This is a genomic window from Niallia laureatilytica (genome assembly GCF_046613985.1).
Classification (GTDB): domain Bacteria; phylum Bacillota; class Bacilli; order Bacillales; family Cytobacillaceae; genus Niallia.
Window position 1 is genome coordinate 341597 of record NZ_JBKKHP010000002.1, and the last position, 23292, is coordinate 364888.

The 23292-nt window shown below is 39.7% G+C and carries 21 protein-coding genes and 1 pseudogene; 16 read left to right on the plus strand and 6 right to left on the minus strand.

The genetic code is table 11. From position 1 onward, the window contains the following. The first annotated feature begins 6 nt into the window (after positions 1–6). The 4 genes and pseudogenes from fba to ACLIJJ_RS06905 all read left to right on the plus strand — a co-directional run bounded on the left by fba (position 7) and on the right by ACLIJJ_RS06905 (position 4177). Positions 7–876, plus strand: coding sequence for a class II fructose-1,6-bisphosphate aldolase (gene fba / locus ACLIJJ_RS06890; RefSeq protein WP_237941017.1), 870 nt, complete (start codon positions 7–9; stop codon positions 874–876). A 196-nt stretch (positions 877–1072) separates the two neighbouring features. Then, on the plus strand, positions 1073–2746 hold the full coding sequence (gene treC, locus ACLIJJ_RS06895; protein WP_411410696.1) for an alpha,alpha-phosphotrehalase: 1674 nt from the start codon (positions 1073–1075) through the stop codon (positions 2744–2746). Positions 2747–2815: 69 nt separating this feature from the next. Continuing rightward, a pseudogene (locus ACLIJJ_RS06900) lies at positions 2816–3244 on the plus strand (PTS sugar transporter subunit IIA); the annotation flags it as partial. A 117-nt stretch (positions 3245–3361) separates the two neighbouring features. Beyond that, on the plus strand, positions 3362–4177 hold the full coding sequence (locus ACLIJJ_RS06905) for a histidinol-phosphatase (RefSeq protein WP_233317153.1): 816 nt from the start codon (positions 3362–3364) through the stop codon (positions 4175–4177). 37 nt (positions 4178–4214) lie between these two features. Here the strand turns inward: ACLIJJ_RS06905 and ACLIJJ_RS06910 are convergent, their stop codons facing one another. Further along, a complete protein-coding gene (locus tag ACLIJJ_RS06910) occupies positions 4215–5183 on the minus strand; it encodes a Gfo/Idh/MocA family protein (protein WP_233317152.1) in 969 nt (322 codons plus the stop codon). 245 nt (positions 5184–5428) lie between these two features. Here ACLIJJ_RS06910 and ACLIJJ_RS06915 point away from each other — a divergent pair, with 245 nt between their 5' ends. After that, complete coding sequence (locus ACLIJJ_RS06915; RefSeq protein WP_251644679.1) at positions 5429–7141, plus strand: methyl-accepting chemotaxis protein; 1713 nt, start codon at positions 5429–5431, stop codon at positions 7139–7141. 73 nt (positions 7142–7214) lie between these two features. Here ACLIJJ_RS06915 and ACLIJJ_RS06920 read toward each other — a convergent pair whose 3' ends face one another. Then, positions 7215–7562 carry a hypothetical protein gene (locus tag ACLIJJ_RS06920; protein ID WP_411410697.1) on the minus strand — a complete coding sequence of 116 codons (348 nt, stop codon included), beginning with the start codon at positions 7560–7562 and terminating at the stop codon, positions 7215–7217. 173 nt (positions 7563–7735) lie between these two features. Between ACLIJJ_RS06920 and ACLIJJ_RS06925 the strand changes: the two genes are divergently transcribed. The 4 genes from ACLIJJ_RS06925 to ACLIJJ_RS06940 all read left to right on the plus strand — a co-directional run bounded on the left by ACLIJJ_RS06925 (position 7736) and on the right by ACLIJJ_RS06940 (position 11058). After that, the gene (locus tag ACLIJJ_RS06925) at positions 7736–8758 is read left to right on the plus strand and encodes a C45 family autoproteolytic acyltransferase/hydrolase (RefSeq protein WP_411410698.1); all 1023 of its coding nucleotides are present in this window, start codon (positions 7736–7738) and stop codon (positions 8756–8758) included. 125 nt (positions 8759–8883) lie between these two features. Beyond that, the gene (locus tag ACLIJJ_RS06930; RefSeq protein WP_233317148.1) at positions 8884–10098 is read left to right on the plus strand and encodes a Bcr/CflA family multidrug efflux MFS transporter; all 1215 of its coding nucleotides are present in this window, start codon (positions 8884–8886) and stop codon (positions 10096–10098) included. A 138-nt stretch (positions 10099–10236) separates the two neighbouring features. Continuing rightward, positions 10237–10671 carry a MarR family winged helix-turn-helix transcriptional regulator gene (locus ACLIJJ_RS06935; protein ID WP_233317147.1) on the plus strand — a complete coding sequence of 145 codons (435 nt, stop codon included), beginning with the start codon at positions 10237–10239 and terminating at the stop codon, positions 10669–10671. Between the two features lie 90 nt (positions 10672–10761). Beyond that, a complete protein-coding gene (locus ACLIJJ_RS06940) occupies positions 10762–11058 on the plus strand; it encodes a putative quinol monooxygenase (RefSeq protein ID WP_233317146.1) in 297 nt (98 codons plus the stop codon). 42 nt (positions 11059–11100) lie between these two features. On the opposite strand, the gene ACLIJJ_RS06945 is transcribed toward ACLIJJ_RS06940, so the two are convergent. Further along, positions 11101–11493: a tautomerase family protein gene (locus ACLIJJ_RS06945; RefSeq protein ID WP_233317145.1), complete on the minus strand. Its 393-nt coding sequence runs from the start codon at positions 11491–11493 to the stop codon at positions 11101–11103. 164 nt (positions 11494–11657) lie between these two features. Between ACLIJJ_RS06945 and safA the strand changes: the two genes are divergently transcribed. The 3 genes from safA to ACLIJJ_RS06960 all read left to right on the plus strand — a co-directional run bounded on the left by safA (position 11658) and on the right by ACLIJJ_RS06960 (position 14655). After that, positions 11658–12248, plus strand: a complete 591-nt coding sequence (safA, locus tag ACLIJJ_RS06950; protein ID WP_233317144.1) for a SafA/ExsA family spore coat assembly protein — start codon at positions 11658–11660, stop codon at positions 12246–12248. A gap of 270 nt (positions 12249–12518) precedes the next feature. Next, entirely contained in the window at positions 12519–13403 is an 885-nt protein-coding gene (locus ACLIJJ_RS06955; protein ID WP_233317143.1) for a cation diffusion facilitator family transporter, read from the plus strand. 94 nt (positions 13404–13497) lie between these two features. Beyond that, positions 13498–14655: an ROK family transcriptional regulator gene (locus tag ACLIJJ_RS06960; protein WP_341075494.1), complete on the plus strand. Its 1158-nt coding sequence runs from the start codon at positions 13498–13500 to the stop codon at positions 14653–14655. A 41-nt stretch (positions 14656–14696) separates the two neighbouring features. Here ACLIJJ_RS06960 and ACLIJJ_RS06965 read toward each other — a convergent pair whose 3' ends face one another. The 3 genes from ACLIJJ_RS06965 to ACLIJJ_RS06975 are packed head-to-tail and all read right to left on the minus strand — an operon-like array spanning position 14697 to position 18364. After that, a complete protein-coding gene (locus ACLIJJ_RS06965; protein ID WP_411410699.1) occupies positions 14697–16181 on the minus strand; it encodes a UDP-glucose--hexose-1-phosphate uridylyltransferase in 1485 nt (494 codons plus the stop codon). Continuing rightward, positions 16178–17179 carry a UDP-glucose 4-epimerase GalE gene (gene galE / locus ACLIJJ_RS06970; RefSeq protein WP_233317140.1) on the minus strand — a complete coding sequence of 334 codons (1002 nt, stop codon included), beginning with the start codon at positions 17177–17179 and terminating at the stop codon, positions 16178–16180. The genes ACLIJJ_RS06965 and galE overlap by 4 nt, the downstream gene beginning before the upstream one ends. A gap of 15 nt (positions 17180–17194) precedes the next feature. Further along, a complete protein-coding gene (locus ACLIJJ_RS06975) occupies positions 17195–18364 on the minus strand; it encodes a galactokinase (RefSeq protein ID WP_233317139.1) in 1170 nt (389 codons plus the stop codon). 264 nt (positions 18365–18628) lie between these two features. Here ACLIJJ_RS06975 and ganR point away from each other — a divergent pair, with 264 nt between their 5' ends. The 4 genes from ganR to ganQ all read left to right on the plus strand — a co-directional run bounded on the left by ganR (position 18629) and on the right by ganQ (position 23286). Continuing rightward, a complete protein-coding gene (gene ganR, locus ACLIJJ_RS06980; protein ID WP_233317138.1) occupies positions 18629–19621 on the plus strand; it encodes a galactan degradation operon transcriptional regulator GanR in 993 nt (330 codons plus the stop codon). A 186-nt stretch (positions 19622–19807) separates the two neighbouring features. Continuing rightward, complete coding sequence (gene ganS, locus ACLIJJ_RS06985) at positions 19808–21085, plus strand: arabinogalactan oligomer ABC transporter substrate-binding protein GanS (protein WP_237941030.1); 1278 nt, start codon at positions 19808–19810, stop codon at positions 21083–21085. Between the two features lie 89 nt (positions 21086–21174). Next, positions 21175–22431 (plus strand): galactooligosaccharide ABC transporter permease GanP, encoded by a 1257-nt coding sequence (gene ganP, locus ACLIJJ_RS06990; RefSeq protein WP_251644677.1) that lies wholly within the window; start codon positions 21175–21177, stop codon positions 22429–22431. A gap of 3 nt (positions 22432–22434) precedes the next feature. After that, positions 22435–23286 (plus strand): galactooligosaccharide ABC transporter permease GanQ, encoded by an 852-nt coding sequence (gene ganQ / locus ACLIJJ_RS06995; protein ID WP_233317135.1) that lies wholly within the window; start codon positions 22435–22437, stop codon positions 23284–23286. The last annotated feature ends 6 nt before the right edge of the window (positions 23287–23292 follow it).

A 23292-nucleotide genomic window follows, 5' to 3' on the forward strand; every position in this document is an offset into this window, starting at 1 on the left:
GTAGCAATGGCGATTGTTTCGATGCATGATATGTTGAGAAAAGCGAAAGAAGAAAAGTATGCTGTCGGTCAATATAATATGAACAGCTTTCAGTGGGTTCAAGCAATTCTGCAGGCAGCCGAAGCTGAGCAAGCACCTGTCATTGTTGCCGCTTCCGACCGGTTAGTTGATTATTTGGGAGGCTTTAAAATAATTGCAGCAGGTGTATCTGCATTAGTAGAAGAATTAGAAATCACTGTGCCTGTAGCTCTCCATTTAGATCACGGCAAAAGTGTAGCAAGATGCAAGCAAGCGATTGATGCAGGCTTTAGTTCGGTCATGATTGACGGCTCCCATTCACCTATTGAAGAAAATATCAGGATGACAAGAGAAGTCGTTGATTATGCTAGGAACTTTGGTGTTTCTGTCGAAGCAGAGGTAGGAACGGTCGGCGGAAATGAGGATGGTTTAATCGGAGGTATTTCCTATGCAGATCCAAATGAGTGTTTGCAGCTCGTCAATGAAACTGGTATTGATGCACTGGCAGCAGCATTAGGATCTGTTCATGGACCGTATAAAGGAGAGCCAATCCTTGGCTTTAAGGAAATGGAGCATATTTCTCGGATTACAAATGTTCCGTTAGTCCTGCATGGCGGGTCGGGAATTCCGCTCCATCAAATCCAAAGATCGATTGAACTAGGTCATGCAAAAATAAACGTTAATACAGAATGTCTGCAGGCATGGGCTCAGGCTGTACGAGAGCTTCTCGTCCAGGATGACAAAGTATATGATGCGAGAACGATACTTGCACCTGGGCAAGCAGCGATCATAGCAACGGTGAGAAGCAAAATGAAAGAATTCGGAACAAGCCGGAAAGCTGTAAAGCTCGAAGCGTAAAGGAAATATGTAAATATTGGATGAAGACAAAGCTTATTGTGAAACCTAATCACAATAAGCTTTTTTGATTTTGTCAGAAGAAATCAAAAATGAAAACGCATTATTTTTTAATTGACAACATGTATATACATGTTATCATAAATATATAACCTGTATATACAGGGTTCATAAATGTAAATAATGGCGGTGTATATAGATGAATCAAACATGGTGGGAAAAGGCAGTTGTATATCAAATATATCCGAAAAGCTTCAATGATACTACTGGTAACGGTGTCGGTGATATTCAAGGCATTGTGGAAAAATTGGACTATTTGCATGAGCTTGGTGTAGATGTCATATGGTTAACACCAATTTATGCTTCTCCTCAAAGAGATAATGGCTACGATATTAGTGATTATTTCTCCATTCATCCTGAATACGGGACAATGGAGGATTTCGATGTATTGCTGAGTGAGGCTCATAAAAAAGACATTAAGGTTATTATGGACATTGTCGTGAATCATACGTCAACAGAGCATGAATGGTTCAAACAGGCGGCTTCCTCGAAAGATAATCCGTATCGAAATTATTATATTTGGAAAGACGGTAAAGAAGATGGAAGTGCACCGAATAATTGGCAGTCAAAGTTTGGCGGAAATGCATGGCAATATGATGAAAAAACAGGGCAGTATTATCTTCATTTGTTTGATGTCACACAAGCTGATTTAAACTGGGAAAATGAAGAAGTTCGCCATAAAATCTATGAAATGATGAACTTTTGGTTTGAGAAGGGCGTCGATGGCTTCCGCCTTGATGTTATCAACTTAATTTCAAAAAATCAGCAATTTCCAGATGACAATGTGGGGGACGGAAGAAGATTTTATACCGACGGACCAAGAGTGCATGAATTTATTCATGAGATGAACAAGGAAGTCTTCTCAAAATATGATTCTATGACAGTTGGCGAAATGTCATCTACAACATTAGAGCATTGTATTCAATATTCCAACCCGACACGGGAAGAGCTTAGCATGACTTTTAATTTTCATCATTTAAAGGTTGATTATCCGAATGGAGAAAAGTGGGCGCTGGGCGATATGGATTTCCTTTCCTTAAAGAAAATATTATCTGATTGGCAGACAGGCATGAATAAAGGCGGAGGCTGGAATGCGCTGTTTTGGTGTAATCATGATCAGCCCCGGGTCGTTTCAAGATATGGCAATGATCAAAAATACCATAAGGAATCAGCGAAAATGCTTGCTACAGTCATTCACATGATGCAGGGAACGCCTTATATTTACCAAGGAGAAGAGTTTGGGATGACAGACCCTAAATTCGATTCTATTGAAGATTACCGGGATGTTGAATCAATCAATATGTTTCAACTATTAAAGCAAGCGGGAAAAACAGAAGAGGAAATCCTCGAAATATTAAGACGTAAATCTCGTGATAACTCAAGAACTCCTGTACAATGGAATGCAGAGGCAAATGCTGGCTTTACAACAGGAACACCGTGGATAAATACAGCTAGAAACTATCATGAAATAAATGCAGAAGCAGCCTTAAAGGATTCTGATTCGGTCTTCTATCATTACCAAAAGTTGATATCATTGAGAAAAGAGTACGATATTGTTACAAATGGCGATTATGAGCTATTGCTTCCAGATCACCAGCAGCTTTTTGCATATGTTCGTTCCAATGATAACGAAAAGCTGATTGTGGTTAATAATTTTTATGGAGAGCCTATTTCATTCGAATTGCCTGACACATTAGAGGTTGAAGGTTATACAAAAACCATGCTGTTATCTAATTACTCTGACTCAAAAGAGGTTCTAGAAAATATCGAATTACGTCCTTATGAATCAATTGTGTTTTATTTAAAGAAATGACGTTCGTCCTAAATTCATGGAGGTGCTAGTATGTTCAAAAACCTGTTTAAGAAAAACCAGTCAAATGCAGATGAGAATTCCTTTATTCTTCCATTAGAAGGAAGACTTCTTCCTATTGAAGAAGTGCCAGACCCAGTCTTTTCCCAGAAAATGATGGGAGACGGTGCAGCCATTGATCCAACAAATGGCACACTAATCTCACCGGTTAATGGAACAGTTATTAATGTTTTTCCTACAAAGCATGCCATTAGTCTGTCAGATAACAACGGCAGAGAAATTCTCATTCATGTAGGATTGGATACAGTTACTTTAAAAGGGGAAGGCTTCACATCCTTTGTTACGGACGGTCAAAAAGTGAAGCAAGGTGAGAAATTAATGGAAATAGATTTTGAGGCAATTAAGGACAAGGTGCCGTCTGTTATTACACCAATTATTTTCACAAACCTAAAGGAAAATGAAAAGGTAGTTATAGAGGATAACCAGATAAAAATTGTGTAATTGATGCGGGCATGGAGAATTCTCCATGCCTTTTTTTATAGTCCGCCTCACATGACAGTACGATTCAGATTCGTATATACTTAGTTTACAAGATAAAAAGCAAGTGAGGAGAGGCATATGAACAGCATCTTATTTGATTTGCATACACACCATGACAGATGTGGCCATGCAATTGGTAAAATCGAAGAGTATATTCAGGCAGGGATTGAGAAGGGGCTGCATTATATTGGCATATCAGATCATTCTCCCTTGTTCTTTCATAAAGAAGACCAGCCGTTTCCACGGTACTCCATGGGGAAAAGTGAGTTTGTTCACTATGTGGAAGAGGTCCTCAAGCTGAAGGAAGCCTATAAGGACAAAATTCATGTTCTGCTTGGAGTGGAAAGTGATTATTATCCACATCTTCTTCATATGTACAAAAAAGAATATGATAAATATCCATTTGATTATATTATCGGTTCTGTTCATTATGTGAATGGAAAGAGTATTTTTGATAAAAGCAGATGGCCAGGGCTTACTGCGTCACAGCAAGTTCAAGAGAAGGAAGATTATTACCGATTAATTCAAGGATCAGCCAAAAGCGGTGTTTTCCAAATCCTTGGTCATATTGATGCAATGAAAGGTTATTATCCTGCCTTTTCAGCCATTGAAACACCAATCTTAGATGAGACACTGAAAATTATTGGCGAATCAGGTGTATCCATTGAAGTGAACACATCAGGAAAAATGAAGGATGTGGGCGGCTGGTATCCAGCTGATGACATGTTAGAACGTGCCTTTTATTATAATGTCGATATAACATTTGGATCCGATTCTCATCATCCTGACCGAATCGGCGATGATTTGTTCGCTGTCCAGAAGAAGCTGAAACAGATTGGATATCAAGAAATGGTCTATTATGTTGGCCAGAAAAGGCAAACAGCACCACTATAAAAGAGAGAGGAATGCAGAACAACTGCATTCCTCTTTTTTATTCAAATGGATAACGTATACCCCATTGATTGCGAACATCTGTCATAATTTCCATCACATCAACCGTTAATGGCAATGTGCTTTCCTTTTCTTTTTCTGCAACAAATCGCTCCATATCTTCAATTTCATAATGCAAAGCTTTACTGCTCTCGCCTGCTTCCACCGTCTCTTGTGTACCATCTAAATAATGAATGGTTGCCTTATCGGCTCTAGGAAAATCAGGAACCATGATATAGCCGTTGTCGCCAGCGATGATGCCAAGCTTTTGTGTTCTGGCTCTCATTGCAAGTGTGACGACAGCCATTTCGTCTTCTTTGTTTTTTAGGATAATTCCTGACTGTTCATCTGCACCTGTTGAATATTTATTAACGGTTGTCAGAATCTCATGAGGCTGGCTTGAAAGAAAGGATCTAGCAAATGAAAGAGCATATGTACCGATATCAAGCAAGGCCCCGCCTGCCAAATCCATATTAAAATAACGGTTTGTAGGATCATCTTCCTTAGAGCTGCCAAACAGCACATTAACCATTTTCAATTTGCCGATACTGCCTGAAGTGATCCGATGACGCAATTCTTTATACAGCGGCATATGGTAAATAGTCATTGCTTCTGCTAGTACAAGCTGTTTGTCTGCAGCTAGCTTTACTGCAGCAAGAAGCTGCTCAGAGCTAACCGTAATTGCTTTCTCACAAAAGACATGTTTATTGTTTTCTAGGCTTTTCATAATGAATTCATAGTGGTTTGAGTGCGGGGTTGCAATATAGACAACATCTATTTTGTCATCGTGAAGCATTTCCTCATAACTTCCGTATGCCTTTGCAACATTATATTGCTTTGCAAACTGCTCTGCTTTTTCTAATGTTCGTGAACCGACTGCATAGATGCTCCCGTGCATGTCATTTAACGCTCTTGCAAAATCAGCAGCGATACTGCCAGGTCCAAGGATTGCCCAATTTAATTTTTTCATCTACTGTCACCTCTTAAATAGTTTCATAGCCCGAAACCTATATAGAATAATTCCCTATATTATTCCATTGTAAACCATTTACGTAAGTGATTACCAATCCTGCAACTTGAATTTTAAACGAAATATTATAACTAATTTGTACATTATTTGCAAGAATAATAAATTTTATAAAGTGCTAATGTTTAAGGTAGAGTTGGACGATAGAGCAAGTAGGGGAGAGAAATATAAAATGAGGAGCGAAAGGCATGAAAGTGATAAAAAACAGTAAAATTTCTATTAAAATATTAATGATCATTATATTCAGTGCTATATCATTAATTACAGTCGGAATTTATGCTATTAATGGTATGAAAAACATGGCTGACGGATCTGAAGAGATGTATAATGACCGCCTAATACCAAACACATGGGTGGCTAAAATAGTAAGCGACGATCAGGCGACAGATCGGTTTGTTTTAGAGCTGATGTTAAATGAGGATGACTCAAGAAATAGTCAGCTTAATGAAATGTACAAGAAAACAACTGATGAAATAGATCAGTATGTAAGCAAATTAGACCAGCTGGATTTGTCTTCAGAGGAACAGACAGCGCTTGATCAATATAAACAGTCACTGACTGAAATCAGTGAAACAACAAATGAAGCTTTAGCATTAGCATTGGACAATAAAAATGCAGAAGCATATCGTCTTTATTCTGACGAAGTAATAAGAAAACGGGAAGAAATGACAGATTTGCTCGAATCATTACAAAAGGCAAATGAAGACCAGGCAAGTAAAATCGCACAGGAAAACAAAGATAATTACAGTACAACGCTTGTGCTTTCCATCAGCATTATTGCGGTATTTCTAGTGCTGTCTGTATTATTCGGTCTCTATATTTCACGGACAATCACAAATCCAATTAAAAAGCTAAAAGGTTTAATGGAAAGTGGAGAAAATGGCGATTTCTCTCAAAGATCTGACTATGCATCGAAGGATGAAGTAGGCTCTCTGTCTTTAAGCTTCAATAGTATGGCTGACGGAATCAAAGAGCTTGTGGAAACAATCGGTGAAACATCTCAAGCTCTCGCTTCCTCTTCTGAGGAATTAAGTGCAAGCTCAGAGGAAAGCAGCAAAGCGAGTGAGCATATCTCAGAGACGATTCAGGAGCTTGCATCAAGCTCAGAGAATCAAATGAGATTAATGGCATCAAGCTCAGAGGGAATTAACAATGTAACGGCAAGCACGGAAAAAATCTCCGAAAACGCAGAAAAAGTAGCGCAAACAGCCTCCTCTACAGCTGAAGCGTCAAAAGAAGGGCTGCAAAACATTGAGGAAGTAACAGCTCAAATGAATTCGATTAATACAAATGTTGGAAACTTAGCTATGTCTATTGATACGTTGGAAGGACGTATTAAAGAAATCGGCGAAATCACAAAGGCAATTACGGACATCTCTTCACAGACAAACTTGCTTGCACTTAATGCAGCTATTGAAGCTGCAAGAGCAGGAGAGCAAGGCAAGGGCTTTGCTGTAGTAGCCGATGAAGTAAGAAAGCTGGCTGAACAGTCTGCCCAATCTGCAGAGCAGATCACAAGTCTTATCGGTCAAATTCAAGGCGATACAAGAGTTACGATTCAATCTATGTCAAGTGCAAAAAATGAAGTTGATTTAGGCTTAAACATTGTGAAAAATGCAGGAGAATCCTTCGGTAAAATAGAAGTGTCTGTTCTGGACTTAGTCAGCTTGTTTGAGAATGTGTTCACTTCGTTGAAAGAATTGAAGGAGAATACAGAAGTTATTAATGTATCGGTAATGGAAGTAAACAGCATGGCAGGGGAAGCGGCAGCAAATACTGAAAATGTGTCCGCTGCGACAGAAGAGCAAGTGGCGTCAATGGAAGAGATTGCAGCATCGTCGTCTTCTCTAGCAAATCTTGCCGAAAGCTTGCAAGAACTTATCCGGAAGTTTAAAGTGTAAATCACGTATCCCCTAAAAAGGCAAAGGCAGCAACGCTGCTTTGCCTTTTTTTATGCGTCCATATTCAGGTCAATTATACCTCTAGTATGGCAGCATTCTCAAAACCAGTGTTTTTAATGATACGATTAAATTGCATTATAAGCATGGGGCTTTTGTTAATAATGAGAATCATGCTTTTGCATCCTGTTTCCTGGTAAACACGGAAACAGCGCTCCATATATGGAATCATTGCCTGTGTCAGCACATCAATATCTAAACAGTTAATTCTTAATGTGTGCTCACAAGATGGGATGCAATTTACCTGTAAAGCGTATTCAGCAAGAAACTCCTCTACCTTTTCAGGTGTAAAAGTCCCCGCAATAATCATATCAATTGATTTGGCTGAGGGATTCACTGTAATTTCAAATTTTCCACTGTTCATGTCCCTAGAATCTCCTTATTAGATGATGCAGCCTCCTCTTAAAACGAAGAAAGTTTTTATTTCTGTTCTCAATGAGCAAAAATTGACAGGTCTCATCAGTCTGTCGGATATAAACTAATTATAATAGCAGTGCAAGCTTGCTCTGCTACAATTTTAATTTAGGGGGCATATAAATGACAACTTTCAAGGCTTATATTTGGCAGCTGAGAAAAAGTTCCTTTGAAATCGGTCAGGATTATGGAGTTTTCTTGAAGAAACAGCCAGATTTGCTGACTATGTATAAACATGTAACAAAAGAAACGATTGATTGGCGCAATATGGAAGCCATCTATAGGGAACTTGCTCCACATCTTCTAGAGGAGCTTCAAGGTGTGGCAGAAAAGCTAGAAGTTAGCTATACATCGGCTGCAGCCTGTTTTAGCGGTTATGATGTCCCAAAGACAAAAGCAATGGGCTGTACAACGCTCATTGATAATGGTGTTTATACAAGAAACTATGATTTTTCGCCCCTTTTATATGATGGCATTTTTTCCATGATTCAAACCAACAGTCAGTACGCTTCAGCGGGGTACAATTTACAGCTGCTTGGAAGGCATGACGGCGTAAATGAAAAAGGGCTTGTAATTGGTTTGCATTTTGTCAGCAATGAAGGATATAGAAAAGGAGTTTCCCCATGGGTAAGCTGCAGAATAGTGCTGGATAACTGTTCGACCGTGGAGGAGGCTGTCTGTTTATTAAAATTAATTCCTCATGCGGCTTGCTATAATTTCTCCATTGGTGATGAAAAAGGAAATATGGCAACTGTGGAAACCTGTCCCGAAAAAGTTGAAGTTCTTTGGGGGAATGGCTCACTAGCATGTACAAATCACTTCAAGCATAAGAAGATGACCACAAAAAACCGTACAAATATAGCGGGATCGCTTCAAAGGCAGACTCATTTGGCGAAATTGATGGGAAGCAGCTTGAATCAGACTAAATTATTTGAGCATTTCAGTGAGGACACATCTCCGCTGTTTTTCACAGATTATCAGGACTTCTTCGGAACCATTCATACTTTCTCTTATGCTTTCGATCAAGGCTTAATTAAGACTGCTCTTGCTAAAAGCGCTCATCCGTTAGTACTTGATTTTAAAAAGTGGGTGGGGGGAGATGACATTGTTGAGTCAGTGCTGACAGGGGAAATCAACGAAGGTTAGCATAATCCTTAGTATATAGAAATATTTTATCTAAAAATAACGATTTCAGCTATTCAAAGGGAGGATATCAAGTTATGATAGAAGCTAGCAAAAGTTAATTAAAAATATAGGAAGGTGGAAAGATTTTGTCCGATGTACTGGAAAGAAATAAAAGGCTGCGTTTAGCATTCCTGCTTGGTTCACTGGCTATTTTAGGTCCGCTTACGATCGATATGTACCTGCCATCCTTCCCGACCATTGTGAAGGATTACGGCACGACAGCCTCCCTAGTTCAGATTAGCTTGACTACCTGTCTGCTTGGCTTAGGAGCGGGCCAGCTAGTAATAGGGCCGATGAGTGATGTTATAGGACGGAGAAAACCTTTAGTCATTTTCCTGATTGTTTACTTAATCGCTTCTGTCATTTGTTCTTTTGCCCCAAATATTTACTTCTTTATTGTAGCACGCTTTGTCCAAGGCTTTTCAGCAGCCGGCGGGATTGTTATCTCAAGGGCGATTGTCCGCGATGTATACAGCGGCAAGGAATTGACGAAATTCTTTGCGTTATTAATGCTTGTTAATAACTTGGGACCAATCTTAGCACCTGTCGCAGGAAGCACGATACTCAAGTTTGGCGATTGGAATGTTGTATTTCTTGTGCTTGCATGTGTAGGAGTAATCCTATCACTTACTGTTTCTTTGCGTCTTAAGGAAACATTGCCTCCTGAGAAACGAGTGCCGAGTAATATAGGGCAAATTTTGCGGAATTTCGGGACGCTTCTAAAGGATCGCCAATTCAGAGGATATGCACTTACACAAGGCTTTATTGTAGCAGGGATCTTTGCCTATGTTTCAGGGACACCGTTTGTTTATCAAAATATTTACGGCGTTTCGCCAACAACATTCAGTCTGCTGTTTGGAATGAACGGAATTGCTTTAATGATTGGCTCCCAGCTTGTCGGAAGGTTTGCAGATACTGTTTCTGAGAGGACTTTCCTGCAAATTGGCCTCCTTATTGCCAATCTTTCAGGTATTACCTTATTCATTGCCCTGTTGCTTCATGCCCCATTGCTAGCCATTGTTATTCCCATTTTCTTTTTTGTGTCGTCCATTGGAATTATTTCAACAACATCTTTCTCATTAGCGATGGAAACACAAGGTCATATTGCAGGAAGTGCATCTGCATTGCTCGGTTTGCTTCCATTTATTTTAGGATCCATATCCGCGCCGCTAGTAGGTATTGCCGGCGAGCAAACAGCCCTTCCGATGGGTGTGATTATGTTTTTAGCGAGCTTTTTGGCGCTGCTGTCTTATTACGGCTTTGTAAGAAGGGGCAGCCGTGTGGTTGGCTCACCACAGTAATTTGTACAGATGATAGATAAGCCGCTTCTTAAACAGAAGCGGTTTTTCGAATTAATTCTTTGACAATTGGAGAAAATAGGTTTATATTTGATGTATCAATTATTGACATGTCAACTAATTGTTTGGAAGGAGAATACCATGAGTAATGATTGCCTCATACAGCTCCAGATTTTTTATCAGCTGCAAAAGCTGAATAATAATGTAAATACAAAGTTTGAGTCCTGTTTAGGCTCCAGTCCGACAAGGATTGAGATCTTGCATTGCCTCTATAATGCTGATGAGATAAGCCAGAGTGCCCTGCAGAAGGAAGTTAACATTGATAATGCAGCAGTTACAAGGCATTTAAAACAGCTTGAAGCAGCAGGACTAATATCGCGCCGTAAAAAAGCGGAGGATAACCGTGTCACGTTAGTTAGTTTAACAGAAGGCGGCCGGGAGGAAATTACCGTTTCCCTTCAGGCGAAAAAAAGCTTTATTGAACAGACGTTAAACGGTTTTAGTTCAAGCGAGCAGGAAACATTGCTTGATATGCTCTCCCGCTTGAGTAAAAATGTGTCTACGGTTGAAATATAAGATAGCTTAGATACAGTTTAAGTGCGGCTGCCTGCCTTAAGCAAGTCAGCTGCAGCCGCTTATTATACAAATTATAAGGAGGAAATAACTATGTTCATTATTCACGCAAAAATGAAATTACAAGAAGGTAAAGAAGCAGCATTTTTAAATGAGGTACAAGCTTTAGTTAAAGCATCACAAGCAGAAGAAGGTAATGTTGCCTATAATCTTGTGAAAAGTGTAGAAGAAGAAAACACTTATTTAATGATTGAAGGCTGGAAAGACCAAGCTGCTATCGAAAGCCACAACAAAAGCAGCCATTTCCAAGGATTTGTTTCTAAAGCAGGCGAATATTTAGCTGCACCGCTTGAAGCAGAATTATACCATGCAGAGAAAATCGAAAGATAACAACATAACAAAAAGGGCAGAGAATCCACTCTGCCCTTTTTACTATGTCAACTTACCAGTCAAAAATTGTGCTTCTCCAAACCCAAAGCTCCAATCCTCATCATTGTTTATCGTAAAGGATACCATAACGTCATTTGGGGTAATCCCGCATTGGCGTTCAAGTTCATCTGTCAGGCTTTTATAAAAAGTCTGTTTCTGATCAGGGGTGCGGTATCTGCTTGTCACACTTATTATGAGGACATTTTCACTTCTCGAAAAACCAAGCCCTGTATCCTCAATGACCATTTCATATGATTTGTGCTGGGAAACAATCTGATATCTGTCTCTTTCTGGCACCTGAAATGCCTCTACCATGACACGGTGAGATACATCAAGTATTTTTTTGATTTCTGTCTCAGATCTTCCTTCATACATATCGAAGCGTATTAACGGCATATTATCCTCCCCAATGTTTATGATTTAATATACCATAATATTATCATTAATTAACCAAGATGTCACCAAGATATTATCTTTTTTTCTGGAATAAGAATCGGGATATTTTTTTGAATATTTTTACCGGAAAAGACGCATCTTATCTTCGATAAGGAGGTGAAAACATGAAAAAACTAGTAATGGCGCTTCTGTGTTTATTTGCTGTTCCTACAATGGCTTTTGCTGATACATATACAGTCAAAAGCGGAGATTCTATGTGGAAAATAGCTGTTAAATATCAAATAGGCTTAAGGGAAATTATTGGAGCTAACCCTCAAATTAAAAACCCAAGCCTTATTTACCCTGGCCAAAGCTTAAACATTCCGAATATCGATTCTGTTAAAACAGTAGAACGTGAAGTAATTAGATTATGTAATATCGAAAGACAAAAAGCAGGCCTTGCTCCTTTAACAGAAAACTGGGAATTATCGAGAGTAGCAAGAGACAAGTCGATGGATATGGCACAAAAGAATTATTTCAGTCATACGAGTCCAACTTATGGATCACCTTTTGACATGATGAAAGCATATGGAATCAGCTATAGATCAGCTGGTGAAAATATTGCTAAAGGACAGACAACGGCGCAGCAGGTCGTAAATTCCTGGATGAATTCAAGCGGCCATAGAGCAAATATTTTAAGCAGCTCCTTCACTCAAATAGGTGTAGGTTACTATGCAACAGGACATCATTGGACTCAAATGTTCATTTCTAAATAAGCCTTTGGTTATTGCCGCCAACTTACTAAAAATAGCAGGCGGCAATAATCCCTCTTATATCTAATTAACGATTCCTCTGTTTAAATTGAAGAAAATTTCCAATAATGAATGGTGTCTCATCTTTTTGGCTTTCCGTCATATAAACGGTTAACGTATCTGTATTTTGGCTAGGTGAATAGTTGTGGTAATGACCAACAATTTTTCTCTAGACCCATAAGGTTCGCGTTTGTTAAGATACAAAGGTGATTTTTTTAGAGGGGAAGTATTGCTTTGTCGACAAGAGAACGAATTGCGAAAAAAGTAGCTTGGATTAGCGTTATAAGCAATGTAATATTAACGATAGGAAAACTGGTAGTCGGCTGGGCGGCAAACAGTGACGCTGTGTTTGCAGATGGTATTCATTCAGCTGCAGATGTTTTTGCTTCTGTCATTGTATTGTTTGTTATTAAAATAGCAAACAAACCGGCAGATCTTGAACACCCATACGGACATGGAAAAGCGGAAATCATTGTTTCTGGAATTGTTGGAATTGTTCTGTTTGCGGTGTCTTTATATGTTGTTTATGAAGCAATCATCGGCCTGTTTCACCCGATTACAGCTCCGAATATACTTGCTATGTGGATTGCCATTATTTCATATGGCGCAAAGGAATACTTATACAGGTACAGCATGAAAATTGCTAATGACCAAAAAAGTAAAGCAATCGAGGCAATCGCGTATGATCATAAAGCTGATATTGTTGCAAGTATTGCAGCAGCAGCTGGTGTTATTCTCTCCATTATAGGAGATAAGTTCGACATCAAGCTTTTGCTGTTTGGCGATAAAGTTGCGAGTATTATTGTGGCATATTTGATTTTCAGAATATCGAGGGAAATGCTCAAAGAAGCTTTTGATATTCTGCTTGAGCGCAATATTGATTCTGCTATCTTAAGTGATTATGAGCAAATCATCTCTTCTTTTTCAGAGGTAAAAAGAATAGACCGGCTCAGAGCACGTGAACATGGTCATTATGTGCTTGTCGATTTGCGGATTTCTATCGATCATGACAAGACAATCAAGGAGGGGCATGATTTATCGAGAGAAATAAAGCAAAAGCTGATGAAAAAGCATGATAATATTGAAGAAGTGCTTATTCACTTAAATCCTTACTATTAAAACAGCCTGTGGACGCCTAAGTATGAAGGCGGCCACAGGCTGTTATGGTATAATGAAGGATATATAGAAGGACTTTTAGATGGAGGATTTTTTTGTGGAGCGTGGCAGTTTTCAATGGATGAAGTCTGTTAACAAGACAATCATCCTTAATAAAATCAGGATGTCAGAGCCGATTTCGCGAGCGCAGATTGCGAAGGAAACAAGCCTTACTCCGCCGACTGTCAGCAGTATTGTCAAAGAGCTGATGACAGAAGGGCTTGTGGTGGAAAGTACGCTTGGCGAATCGAGCGGCGGCCGCAAACCGACAATGCTGCATATTAACAGCACAGCTTTTTTTGCAGTTGGAGTGGATGCGGGACCAGAAACAGTTGAGTGTGTGCTTACAGATTTAACAGGGAAGATCTATGATCGCAGCACAGCAAAATTGCAGGTGCCAATTACGAATGAAGCGTTTATTGGAACGTTAAAGCAAGCTGTAATAAATCTATTTCTTTGTTCCGGCATTGATAAGGAGCAAGTTATTGGGATTGGCATGGCTATGCACGGTGTAGTTGATGTCGATGCAGGAGAGGTGCTTGTTGCTCCGAATATAAGCTTACGCAATATACGTGTTAAAGAGCTTTTCGAGGAAGAATTCGGCATGACGATAAGAGTGGAAAATGATGCAAGGGCAATGGCATTAGGAGAGTCATGGTTTGGCGGGCATGGTGGTGTGAACAGCATGGTGGCAATAAATATTGGCAGAGGTGTCGGTGCCGGACTTGTTTTGAATGGCAAGCTCCATCACGGGGCACAGGGAATAGCTGGAGAATTCGGCCATATGACGATTGATCTCCATGGTGCAGTATGTGAATGTGGAAATCAAGGCTGCCTGCAAACATTAATAAGCGGCAACGCAATAGAAGAGCGCTCGATTGGTATTTGCGGCGAGCGGATAAGTGGTGAGGAGATATTCGCTTTAGCGCAGGCAGGCAGCGAGGTTCATGCCGACTTCCTTTCGCAAATCGGCGAAATGATTGGAATCGGCTTGACGAATTTAATTCATTTGCTCAACCCTGATAAAATTGTGCTGGGCGGAGGCGTCATGAAAAGCGAGCAGTATTTGCTGCCTGCCATCCAAAGAAAAATCGAAAGAACAGCATTGACGAAAGAAGCAGCAAAAACAGAAGTGGTGGCAACGAGCTTAGGAGATGATGCTACTGTATTAGGAGCTGTGTCCTTGCTGCTTGTCGAGCTGTTTGACCAAAGTTAAAAAAGCTGAACCTGCACTTAGGTTCAGCTTTTTTTGTACGTTTAGTTTAATATATCGAGGAAGCGCTGAAAGGATTGCTTTTCTTTAAAGACACCAGCATCTTCAAGCACTCTCACGAATTTTTTGCCTAATTCTTTTTTGACAATCTGTTCTGCTTCAGAAACAGTGGAGATGATCCCGTATTCTTGAACAATAGCATCAGCCCATTGCTGATGATAATCTTTAACCGTATTTTCTTTCCCGAGTAAAAGCTTTGTGATTTCACCAAGCTCCTCTTTTAAGCGGGGCGGAAGGACTGCCAGCCCCATCACTTCAATCAAGCCGATGTTTTCTTTTTTGATATGATGCACATCAGCATGAGGGTGGAAAATACCGAGCGGATGTTCAGCTGTTGTCCGATTGTTTCTTAAAACAAGGTCAAGCTCAAAGGACCCGTTTCGAACTCTGGCAATCGGCGTAATGGTATTATGAGGCACATCTTCTGTAAATGCATGAATATGTGCTGCTTTATCAGAATAGCCTCTCCAAGATTTTAGAATTAGCTCTCCAGCATTGACAAGCTCTATGCTGCTTTTCCCTCTCAATCGAATCACTGACATCGGCCATTTAAGGACAGACGCAGTGACGTCAGGAAAATTATTTAAGGGAAATTGGAAGCTGTCCTCTGCTCGAGTCATCGCGAATTCATAACAGCCGCCTTGATAATGGTCATGACTGAGAATAGAGCCGCCGACAATCGGCAAATCTGCGTTAGAACCGATGAAATAATGAGGAAATTTCTCGGTAAAATGCAGCAGTCTTTCGAATGCTTGACGGTCAATTTTCATATCTCTGTGTTCGTCTGAAAAGACAATGCTGTGCTCATTATAATAAACATAAGGTGAATATTGTAAGTTCCAAGTTTCACCTGCAAGCTCAATTGGAATAATCCGATGGTTCGATCTGGCAGGATGGCCGATACGGCCGGCATAGCCTTCGTTTTCTTTGCAAAGCAGGCATTTTGGATAATGAACATCCTTCTTCATCGCACGTTCCCGCTTAATTTCCTCTGGATCTTTTTCAGGCTTGGACAGGTTAATGGTAATATCCATAACGCCGTATGCTGTATCAATTTTATAGGAAATATTATTTTTTATTCTGTTCATTTGTATATAGTTGCTGTTCTTACTTAATTGATAAAAGTAAGCTGTTGCAGCTGTCGGTGCTTGTTTATATTTATCGTAAAACGTCTCCCTAACCGCTGAAGGACGAGCTACAAAACAATTCATTAAATTGGCGGCGAAAATGTCCTTCATATCCAATAAGTTCTCGATAATAGCTTGATCAGTGGCATAGGAAACAAGCCAGTCGATTACATCATGAATAGAAAGGTCATCAGAAAGTTTCTCGACAGCAGATTCTTCTGGAAAAGCTTCCAGTTTAAAAAGCTGTATTACTTGATTTCTTACATAAATGACATCCGCAGCTTCAATCAACTCTGCTTCCTTTGCTTGTTGGACAAGTTTGGCTATATAAGCATATATCATCTGGCCACTTCCTTCTTGTATCCGTTCGGATGGGACAAGTGCCAGTTCCAGGCATCCTTCATAATCTGCTCAATGGAAGTTCTGCTCGGCTTCCAGCCAAGAACTTCTTTTGCTTTAGCAGAACTTGCAATTAAGGTGCTCGGATCGCCGGCACGGCGCGGACCGATAACAGCAGGGATTTCTTTGCCTGTTATTGTACGGGCTGTATCGACAAGCTCCTTAACAGAGAAGCCTTGGCTGCTGCCAAGATTGAAAATATCACTTTTGCCGCCTTGTTGTAAATATTGTACGGCTAGTAAATGGGCGTCAATGAGATCCTCCACGTGAATATAATCTCTTATGCATGTACCGTCCGGAGTGTTATAGTCATCACCATATATGGTAACAAATGGGCGCTTGTTCAAGGCAGCCTGCAGAATAATCGGGATAAGATGTGTTTCAGGATCATGATCTTCTCCAATTTCCCCTGTTTCTCTTGCTCCTGCTACATTGAAATAACGCAGTGATACATACTTTATGCCGTAAGCCTTGTCAGCCCATTCTATCATTCTCTCCATAGCCCGCTTCGTTTCTCCGTAAGGATTAGCTGGATTCGTTGCCATATCCTCTGTAATAGGAACTGTGTCCGGCTCGCCATAAGTTGCTGCGGTCGAGGAGAACACAATATTCTTTACGTTAAACTCTACCATTGCCTCAAGCAGCATTTGTGTACCGTGAACATTGTTATCATAATATTTAAGCGGGTTCTCCATTGATTCGCCGACAAGAGAGTTGGCAGCAAAGTGAATAACTGCCTCAATTTCTTCCTGTGCAAAAACAGAACGGAGGAAATTCATATCACGAATATCTCCCTCATAAAATGATGCATCAGGATGGATAGCCTCTTTGTTGCCAGTCTCTAAATTATCGATAATAATTACTTTTTGTCCACGATCATGCAGCTGATGCACAGCGTGCGATCCAACATAGCCTGCTCCGCCTACCACTAAAATGCTCATAAATAACCCACCTTTTTAAATTTCTTTTGCTCCGTCGCCGATAGTCGCTTTATAAAAGGTTGCTTCATAACCAATCTTCTTTAGATAAATTTCATTAACATTCTTTTTGAAATCCTCTGCTTTATCTTCTTCCACAATCGCAATCGCGCATCCGCCGAAGCCTGCACCAGTCATACGTGCCCCGATAACGCCAGCTTGATTCCATGCTGCTTCGACAATTGTGTCCAGTTCAGTTCCAGTCACTTCATAATCTTCTTTTAAGCTGACATGTGATTGATTCATCAGCTCACCGAATCTATTAAGGTCGCCATTGTTTAATGCGGACAGCGCTTCCAATGTTCGCGCATTTTCATAGACAGCATGCTTTGCACGCAATAGATTAACTGGGTCTTTAATAAGATGTTTTGCATTATCAAATTCCTCAACCGTCAAAGCACCTAAGCTTTCAATGGACAGCTCTGTCTGAAGATCACTTAAGGCGGCTTCGCATTGGGAGCGGCGCTCATTATACTTTGAACCAGCAAGGGTGCGCTGTTTATTTGTATTGATGATCATGATTACATGGTTTGCCAGCTTAATCGGTGCATACTTATACTCTAATGTTTGACAGTCTAGCAAAATAGCAGAATCCTTCTTACCCATTCCAATTGCAAACTGGTCCATTATCCCGCTGTTAACTCCAATATAGCTGTTTTCGACTTTTTGCCCAAGTTTTATCATCGGTATGCGCTCAATTGGAAGGTCGAACAGACCTTGAAGGAGTACACCTGTCACAAGCTCGATTGAAGCAGAAGAAGAGAGGCCGGCGCCGTTTGGAATATCGCCGTAAAACAAGATATCTGCACCAGTATCGATTGAAAAGCCGGCTTCTCGTAAATGATGAATCATGCCTTTTGGATAATTTGCCCAGTCATGAGCCTTATCGTATGCTAATGAAGACAGGTCACATTCAATGATACCGCTATCAGAAAAGTTAACAGAATAGAAACGAAAGACAGAATCATCCCGTTTTGTAGCTAGTGCGTAAGTTCCATAAGAGATGGATGCAGGAAAGACATGGCCGCCATTATAGTCTGTATGCTCACCAATCAGATTGATTCTGCCTGGAGCAAAGAACTTCCGAGGCGTAGTATCTGTAGAAAAAATAGACTGATATGTTTCAAGTAAAGGATAGTTAGTATTCATAATAGCCTCCTGTTATCGACTGTTTTAACTTTGTTAATTAATTTAATTAAGTCTATGTTCAGATTACTACTATTCTGCAGAGGACGCAATAAAAAATATAGTGATTTTTTTAAATTCGTGGCATTTTGAAAAAACAGTTTACATCATCATTATTATTTAATATAATTTAGTAAAAAATAAGTAAAAAAATTTACTGATTAAAAAGAGCTATTAAAGTTCATTACATAGATGAAAATGGTGAATGATAAGGCATGGAGGTAAAAGATGGCTACCATTAAAGATATCGCAGAAGAATCAGGGTTTTCGGTTTCGACGGTTTCCCGTGTATTAAATAATGATAAAAGTTTATCTGTTCCAGATGAGACAAGAGAAAAAATTTATGAAGTGGCAGAAAAGCTCAATTACCGAAAGAAAACAGTAAGACCGCTAGTTAAAAACATTGCTTTTTTATATTGGCTCACAGACACAGAAGAGCTTGAAGATATATATTTCAAGGAAATGCGGATTGAGATTGAAAAATCAGCAAAGAAAGCAAATGTTGAAATGTCTACATATAAAATATCAGAAGGAATCATTAGCATACCAGATACAATAGAAGGATTTATTGCTGTCGGTTCTTTTACAGAAACAGAGTTAGCTTATTTAAGAAAGATTACCACAAACGGGGTATTTATTGATACTACTCCTGATCCGGATCATTTTGATTCTGTTCGGCCTGATTTGGCGCAAATTACGAAAAAAACGATAGATTTCTTAATGGAAAAAGGACATACGGAAATTGGCTTAGTCAGTGGTACTTATCATAACCCCAATACAGATAAGGATGAAATGGATGTCAGGGAAAAAATCTTCCGGGAAATTATGGCGGAAAGAGGGCTTTTAAACGAAAGCTACATTTTCTGCAGAAGAGGCTTTTCTGTGGAGAACGGCTATACTTTGATGGGCAGGGCCATTAAAAAGCTTGGTGACGATATGCCGACGGCGTTCTTTACCGCTGCTGATCCAATTGCGGTGGGCTGCCTGCAGGCATTGAATGAGCACGGTATATCCATACCTAACAGAGTCAGTATTATCAGCATAAATAATATCAGTATTGCCAAATATGTATCGCCGCCGCTGACTACTTTTCATATTGATATGAAGGAAATTTGCAAAAACGCCATCACCTTATTGTTAGAGCAGGTAGTGGAGAAAAGAAAAGTGGTTAAAACCTTATATTTAGGCTCAGAGCTTATTATAAGAAGAAGCACGAATTAAGCTAAAAGCAGCACTGTAAAGAGTGCTGCTTTTTTTTGTGAAGAAAAATAATTTCGTAAAAAAATTTACTTAATAAAGTAAAATAATTGTTTACATATTTCTTTACCGGTGCTATATTGATTTTAGTGAAACGCTTTCACATCAATTGGTGCAATTAGGAAAACTATTGGAAAGGATGTCCTATATATGAAAAAGTCTAAAAAGTATTTAAGCCTGATTGGAGGCATCGCTTTAACTTTATCACTGGCAGCCTGCGGACCTCAAGACAGCGAAGGTTCAAGCGGACAGAAAGCTTCATCTAATAAAGACTACGATCTATTAGTCTGGGAAGATATTGAAAAATCAGAAGGAATTAAAGATATCGTTGCTAAGTTTGAAGAAGAAAATGATGTTACAGTAAAAGTAGTGGAAAAACCGTACGCACAGCAAATCGAGGATTTACGCCTTGATGGTCCTGCAGGAACTGGTCCAGATGTTTTAACAATGGCTGGCGACCAAATCGGAACAGCAGTTACGGAAGGACTTATTAAAGAGCTTGCTGTTGATGACAGCACAAAATCCATCTATACAGAGTCTGCTCTGCAGTCACAAATAGTGGACGGAAAAGTATACGGTTTGCCAAAAGCAGTAGAAACGACAGTGCTTTATTATAACAAAGATTTGATCTCAGAAGAAGAACTGCCAAAAACATTGGATGAATGGTATGAATATTCCAAGCAAAACACATCTGGAGACAAATACGGATTCCTTGCTTTATTTGACCAAATTTACTATGCACAAAGCGTGTTAAGCGGCTACGGCGGTTATATTTTTGGTGAAGATGAAAGCGGTGCTTATAAGCCTGATGACATTGGTTTAAACAATGCTGGGGCATTAGAAGGTGCACAATATATTCAGAAGTTCTATAAAGAAGGACTGTTTCCAGCTGGAATTATCGGCGAACAAGGAATCAATGTGCTAGAGTCATTATTCACAGAAGGAAAAGCTGCTGCAATTATTTCCGGACCATGGAATGTTGAGCCATTTAAAAAAGCTGGCATCAACTATGGTGTTGTGAAATTGCCAGAGCTTTCTAACGGTAAAAATATGAGTGCATTCATCGGCGTGAAAAGCTACAATGTCAGCTCTTATTCTCAAGACGCAGAGCTTGCAAAAAAGCTGGCAGTATATTTGACTAATGAGGAAAATTCAAAAACAAGATACGAATTGACACAGGAAGTACCGGCTGTACAGGCATTAGCTGATGATCCGGCTGTGAAGGAAAGCGAAATAGCAAAAGCAGTTGCTGAACAGTCGCAATTCTCTGAATTGACACCGAATATTCCGGAAATGAATGAAGTTTGGACACCGGTTGATGCTGCCCTGCAGACAATCGCAACAGGCAAAGCAGAGCCAAAGGATGCCTTAAATCAGGCAGTTGAGACAGTTAAAGGTCAAATTGAAGCAAAGCATAGCAGCAACTAAAATTTACTGACAGTGCCAAACAAAAATTGTTTGGCACTGCATAATTCCGGCTCATTACATAAAGTAAGAATAATCAAGGGGTGAAAAAGGTGCAACATCGCAATAAAGCTCTTATTCTATCAATTATTCCAGGAGTTGGGCAGTTCTATAACAAGCAATGGGTAAAGGGTCTGCTGTTGCTTTTAACAGGCATAATGTTCTTTTTAGTATTTGGAGATTTGCTTAATATGGGTTTCTGGGGAATCTTTACTTTAGGAACAGAAGTACCTCGTGATAATTCTATTTTCCTTTTAGCAGAAGGAATCATTGCCATCATAGTTACATGCTTTGGATTAGCGGTATATTATTTTAACTTAAGAGATGCTTATAGAAACGGAAAATTACGTGATGAAAACATGGAATTAAGTTCATTGAAAGAACAATACCATAATCTGGTTGCGCAAGGATATCCGTATCTTGTAAGCGGACCTTCTTTATTCATTTTAATTTTTGCGGTAATTTTCCCAATCCTTTTCAGTTTCGCGTTAGCCTTTACGAATTATGACTTATACCATTCTCCGCCGGCACATTTGACAGATTGGGTCGGATTGAAAACATTCGCTGAAATTTTCACAGTAGATATATGGCGTTCGACATTCTTCGATGTGCTTGCATGGACGGTTGTGTGGACAATTGTTGCCTCAACTGTGCAAGTTAGCATTGGTATTGGGCTGGCAGTCCTTGTTAACCAAAAGGAAATCCGCTTTAAGAAATTTTTCCGCACAATTCTAGTATTGCCTTGGGCAGTGCCAGGTTTTGTTACGATTTTGATTTTTGCAGGATTATTCAATGACAGTTTCGGTGCAGTCAACAACGATATTCTTGCAGCATTAGGCATAGGGCCGATACCGTGGCTGACAGATGCTAGCTGGTCAAGAGTTGCCTTAATCTTAATGCAGGGCTGGCTTGGATTCCCATATATATTCCTAGTAACAACAGGTGTGCTTCAGTCTATTCCAGACGATTTATACGAAGCAGCAACGATTGATGGTGCGAGTATTTTTGCAAAGTTCAAGCATATAACAATGCCGATGATCTTAATCGCAATGGCGCCAATCATCATTACACAGTTTACGTTCAATTTTAATAACTTTAATATTATCTATCTATTTAATGGCGGCGGCCCTGCAGTGCCTGGTTCAACAGCGGGCGGCACCGATATTTTAGTATCGTGGATTTATAAGCTGACAATGCAATCAAGCCAGTACTCTTTGGCTGCCGCATTAACGATTCTGCTTTCTGTATTTGTTATTGCGATTGCTCTATGGCAGTTCAGACGCACAAATTCATTTAAAGAAGGAGCGTAAGAGATGAAGACAAACATGAAGCAAAAAAGATTCTTTCGGCTCCTTGTCTCCTATGGCATCTTAGCTTTTATGACAGTAATCATCATTTATCCTTTGCTTTGGACAATCGGAGCAAGCTTTAATCCTGGCAACAGTCTTATTAGTACGTCCATTATTCCGAGCAATCCGACATTGGATCATTATAAAGAGCTGTTCGCAGGCAAAGAGAGTCTGCAATATGCCAACTGGTATATGAACTCGCTAAAAATCAGTGTCTTTACCATGATAGGAACGGTTATCAGCGTATCGTTCACAGCATATGCGTTTTCTCGTTTCCGTTTTAAAGGCAGAAAAAATGCACTTACAGTGTTCTTGCTGCTGCAAATGATTCCGCAGTTCTCTGCATTGATTGCCTTGTTCGTTTTAGCTCAGCTTCTTGGGCTTATGAACAGCCATTGGCTTTTGATCTTACTATATATTGGCGGACAAATACCAATGAATACGTATTTAATGAAGGGCTATATGGATTCCATTCCGATGGATCTTGATGAAAGTGCCAAAATTGATGGCGCAAGCAATACAAGAATTTTTTGGCAAATCCTCATGCCGTTATCAAGACCGATGATTGCCGTTGTAGCAATGAATGGATTCACAGGACCGTTAGGGGATTTCGTTTTGTCATCAACTATCCTGCGCACACCGGAATCTTACACATTGCCGATTGGACTCTATAATCTTGTTAATGAAGTGATGGGTGCAAGCTATACAACATTCGCTGCAGGAGCCATTTTAATAAGCATTCCAATTGCCATCATATTTATTCTGCTGCAAAAGAACTTTGTATCAGGTCTGACTGCAGGTGGAACAAAAGGTTAACTAAAA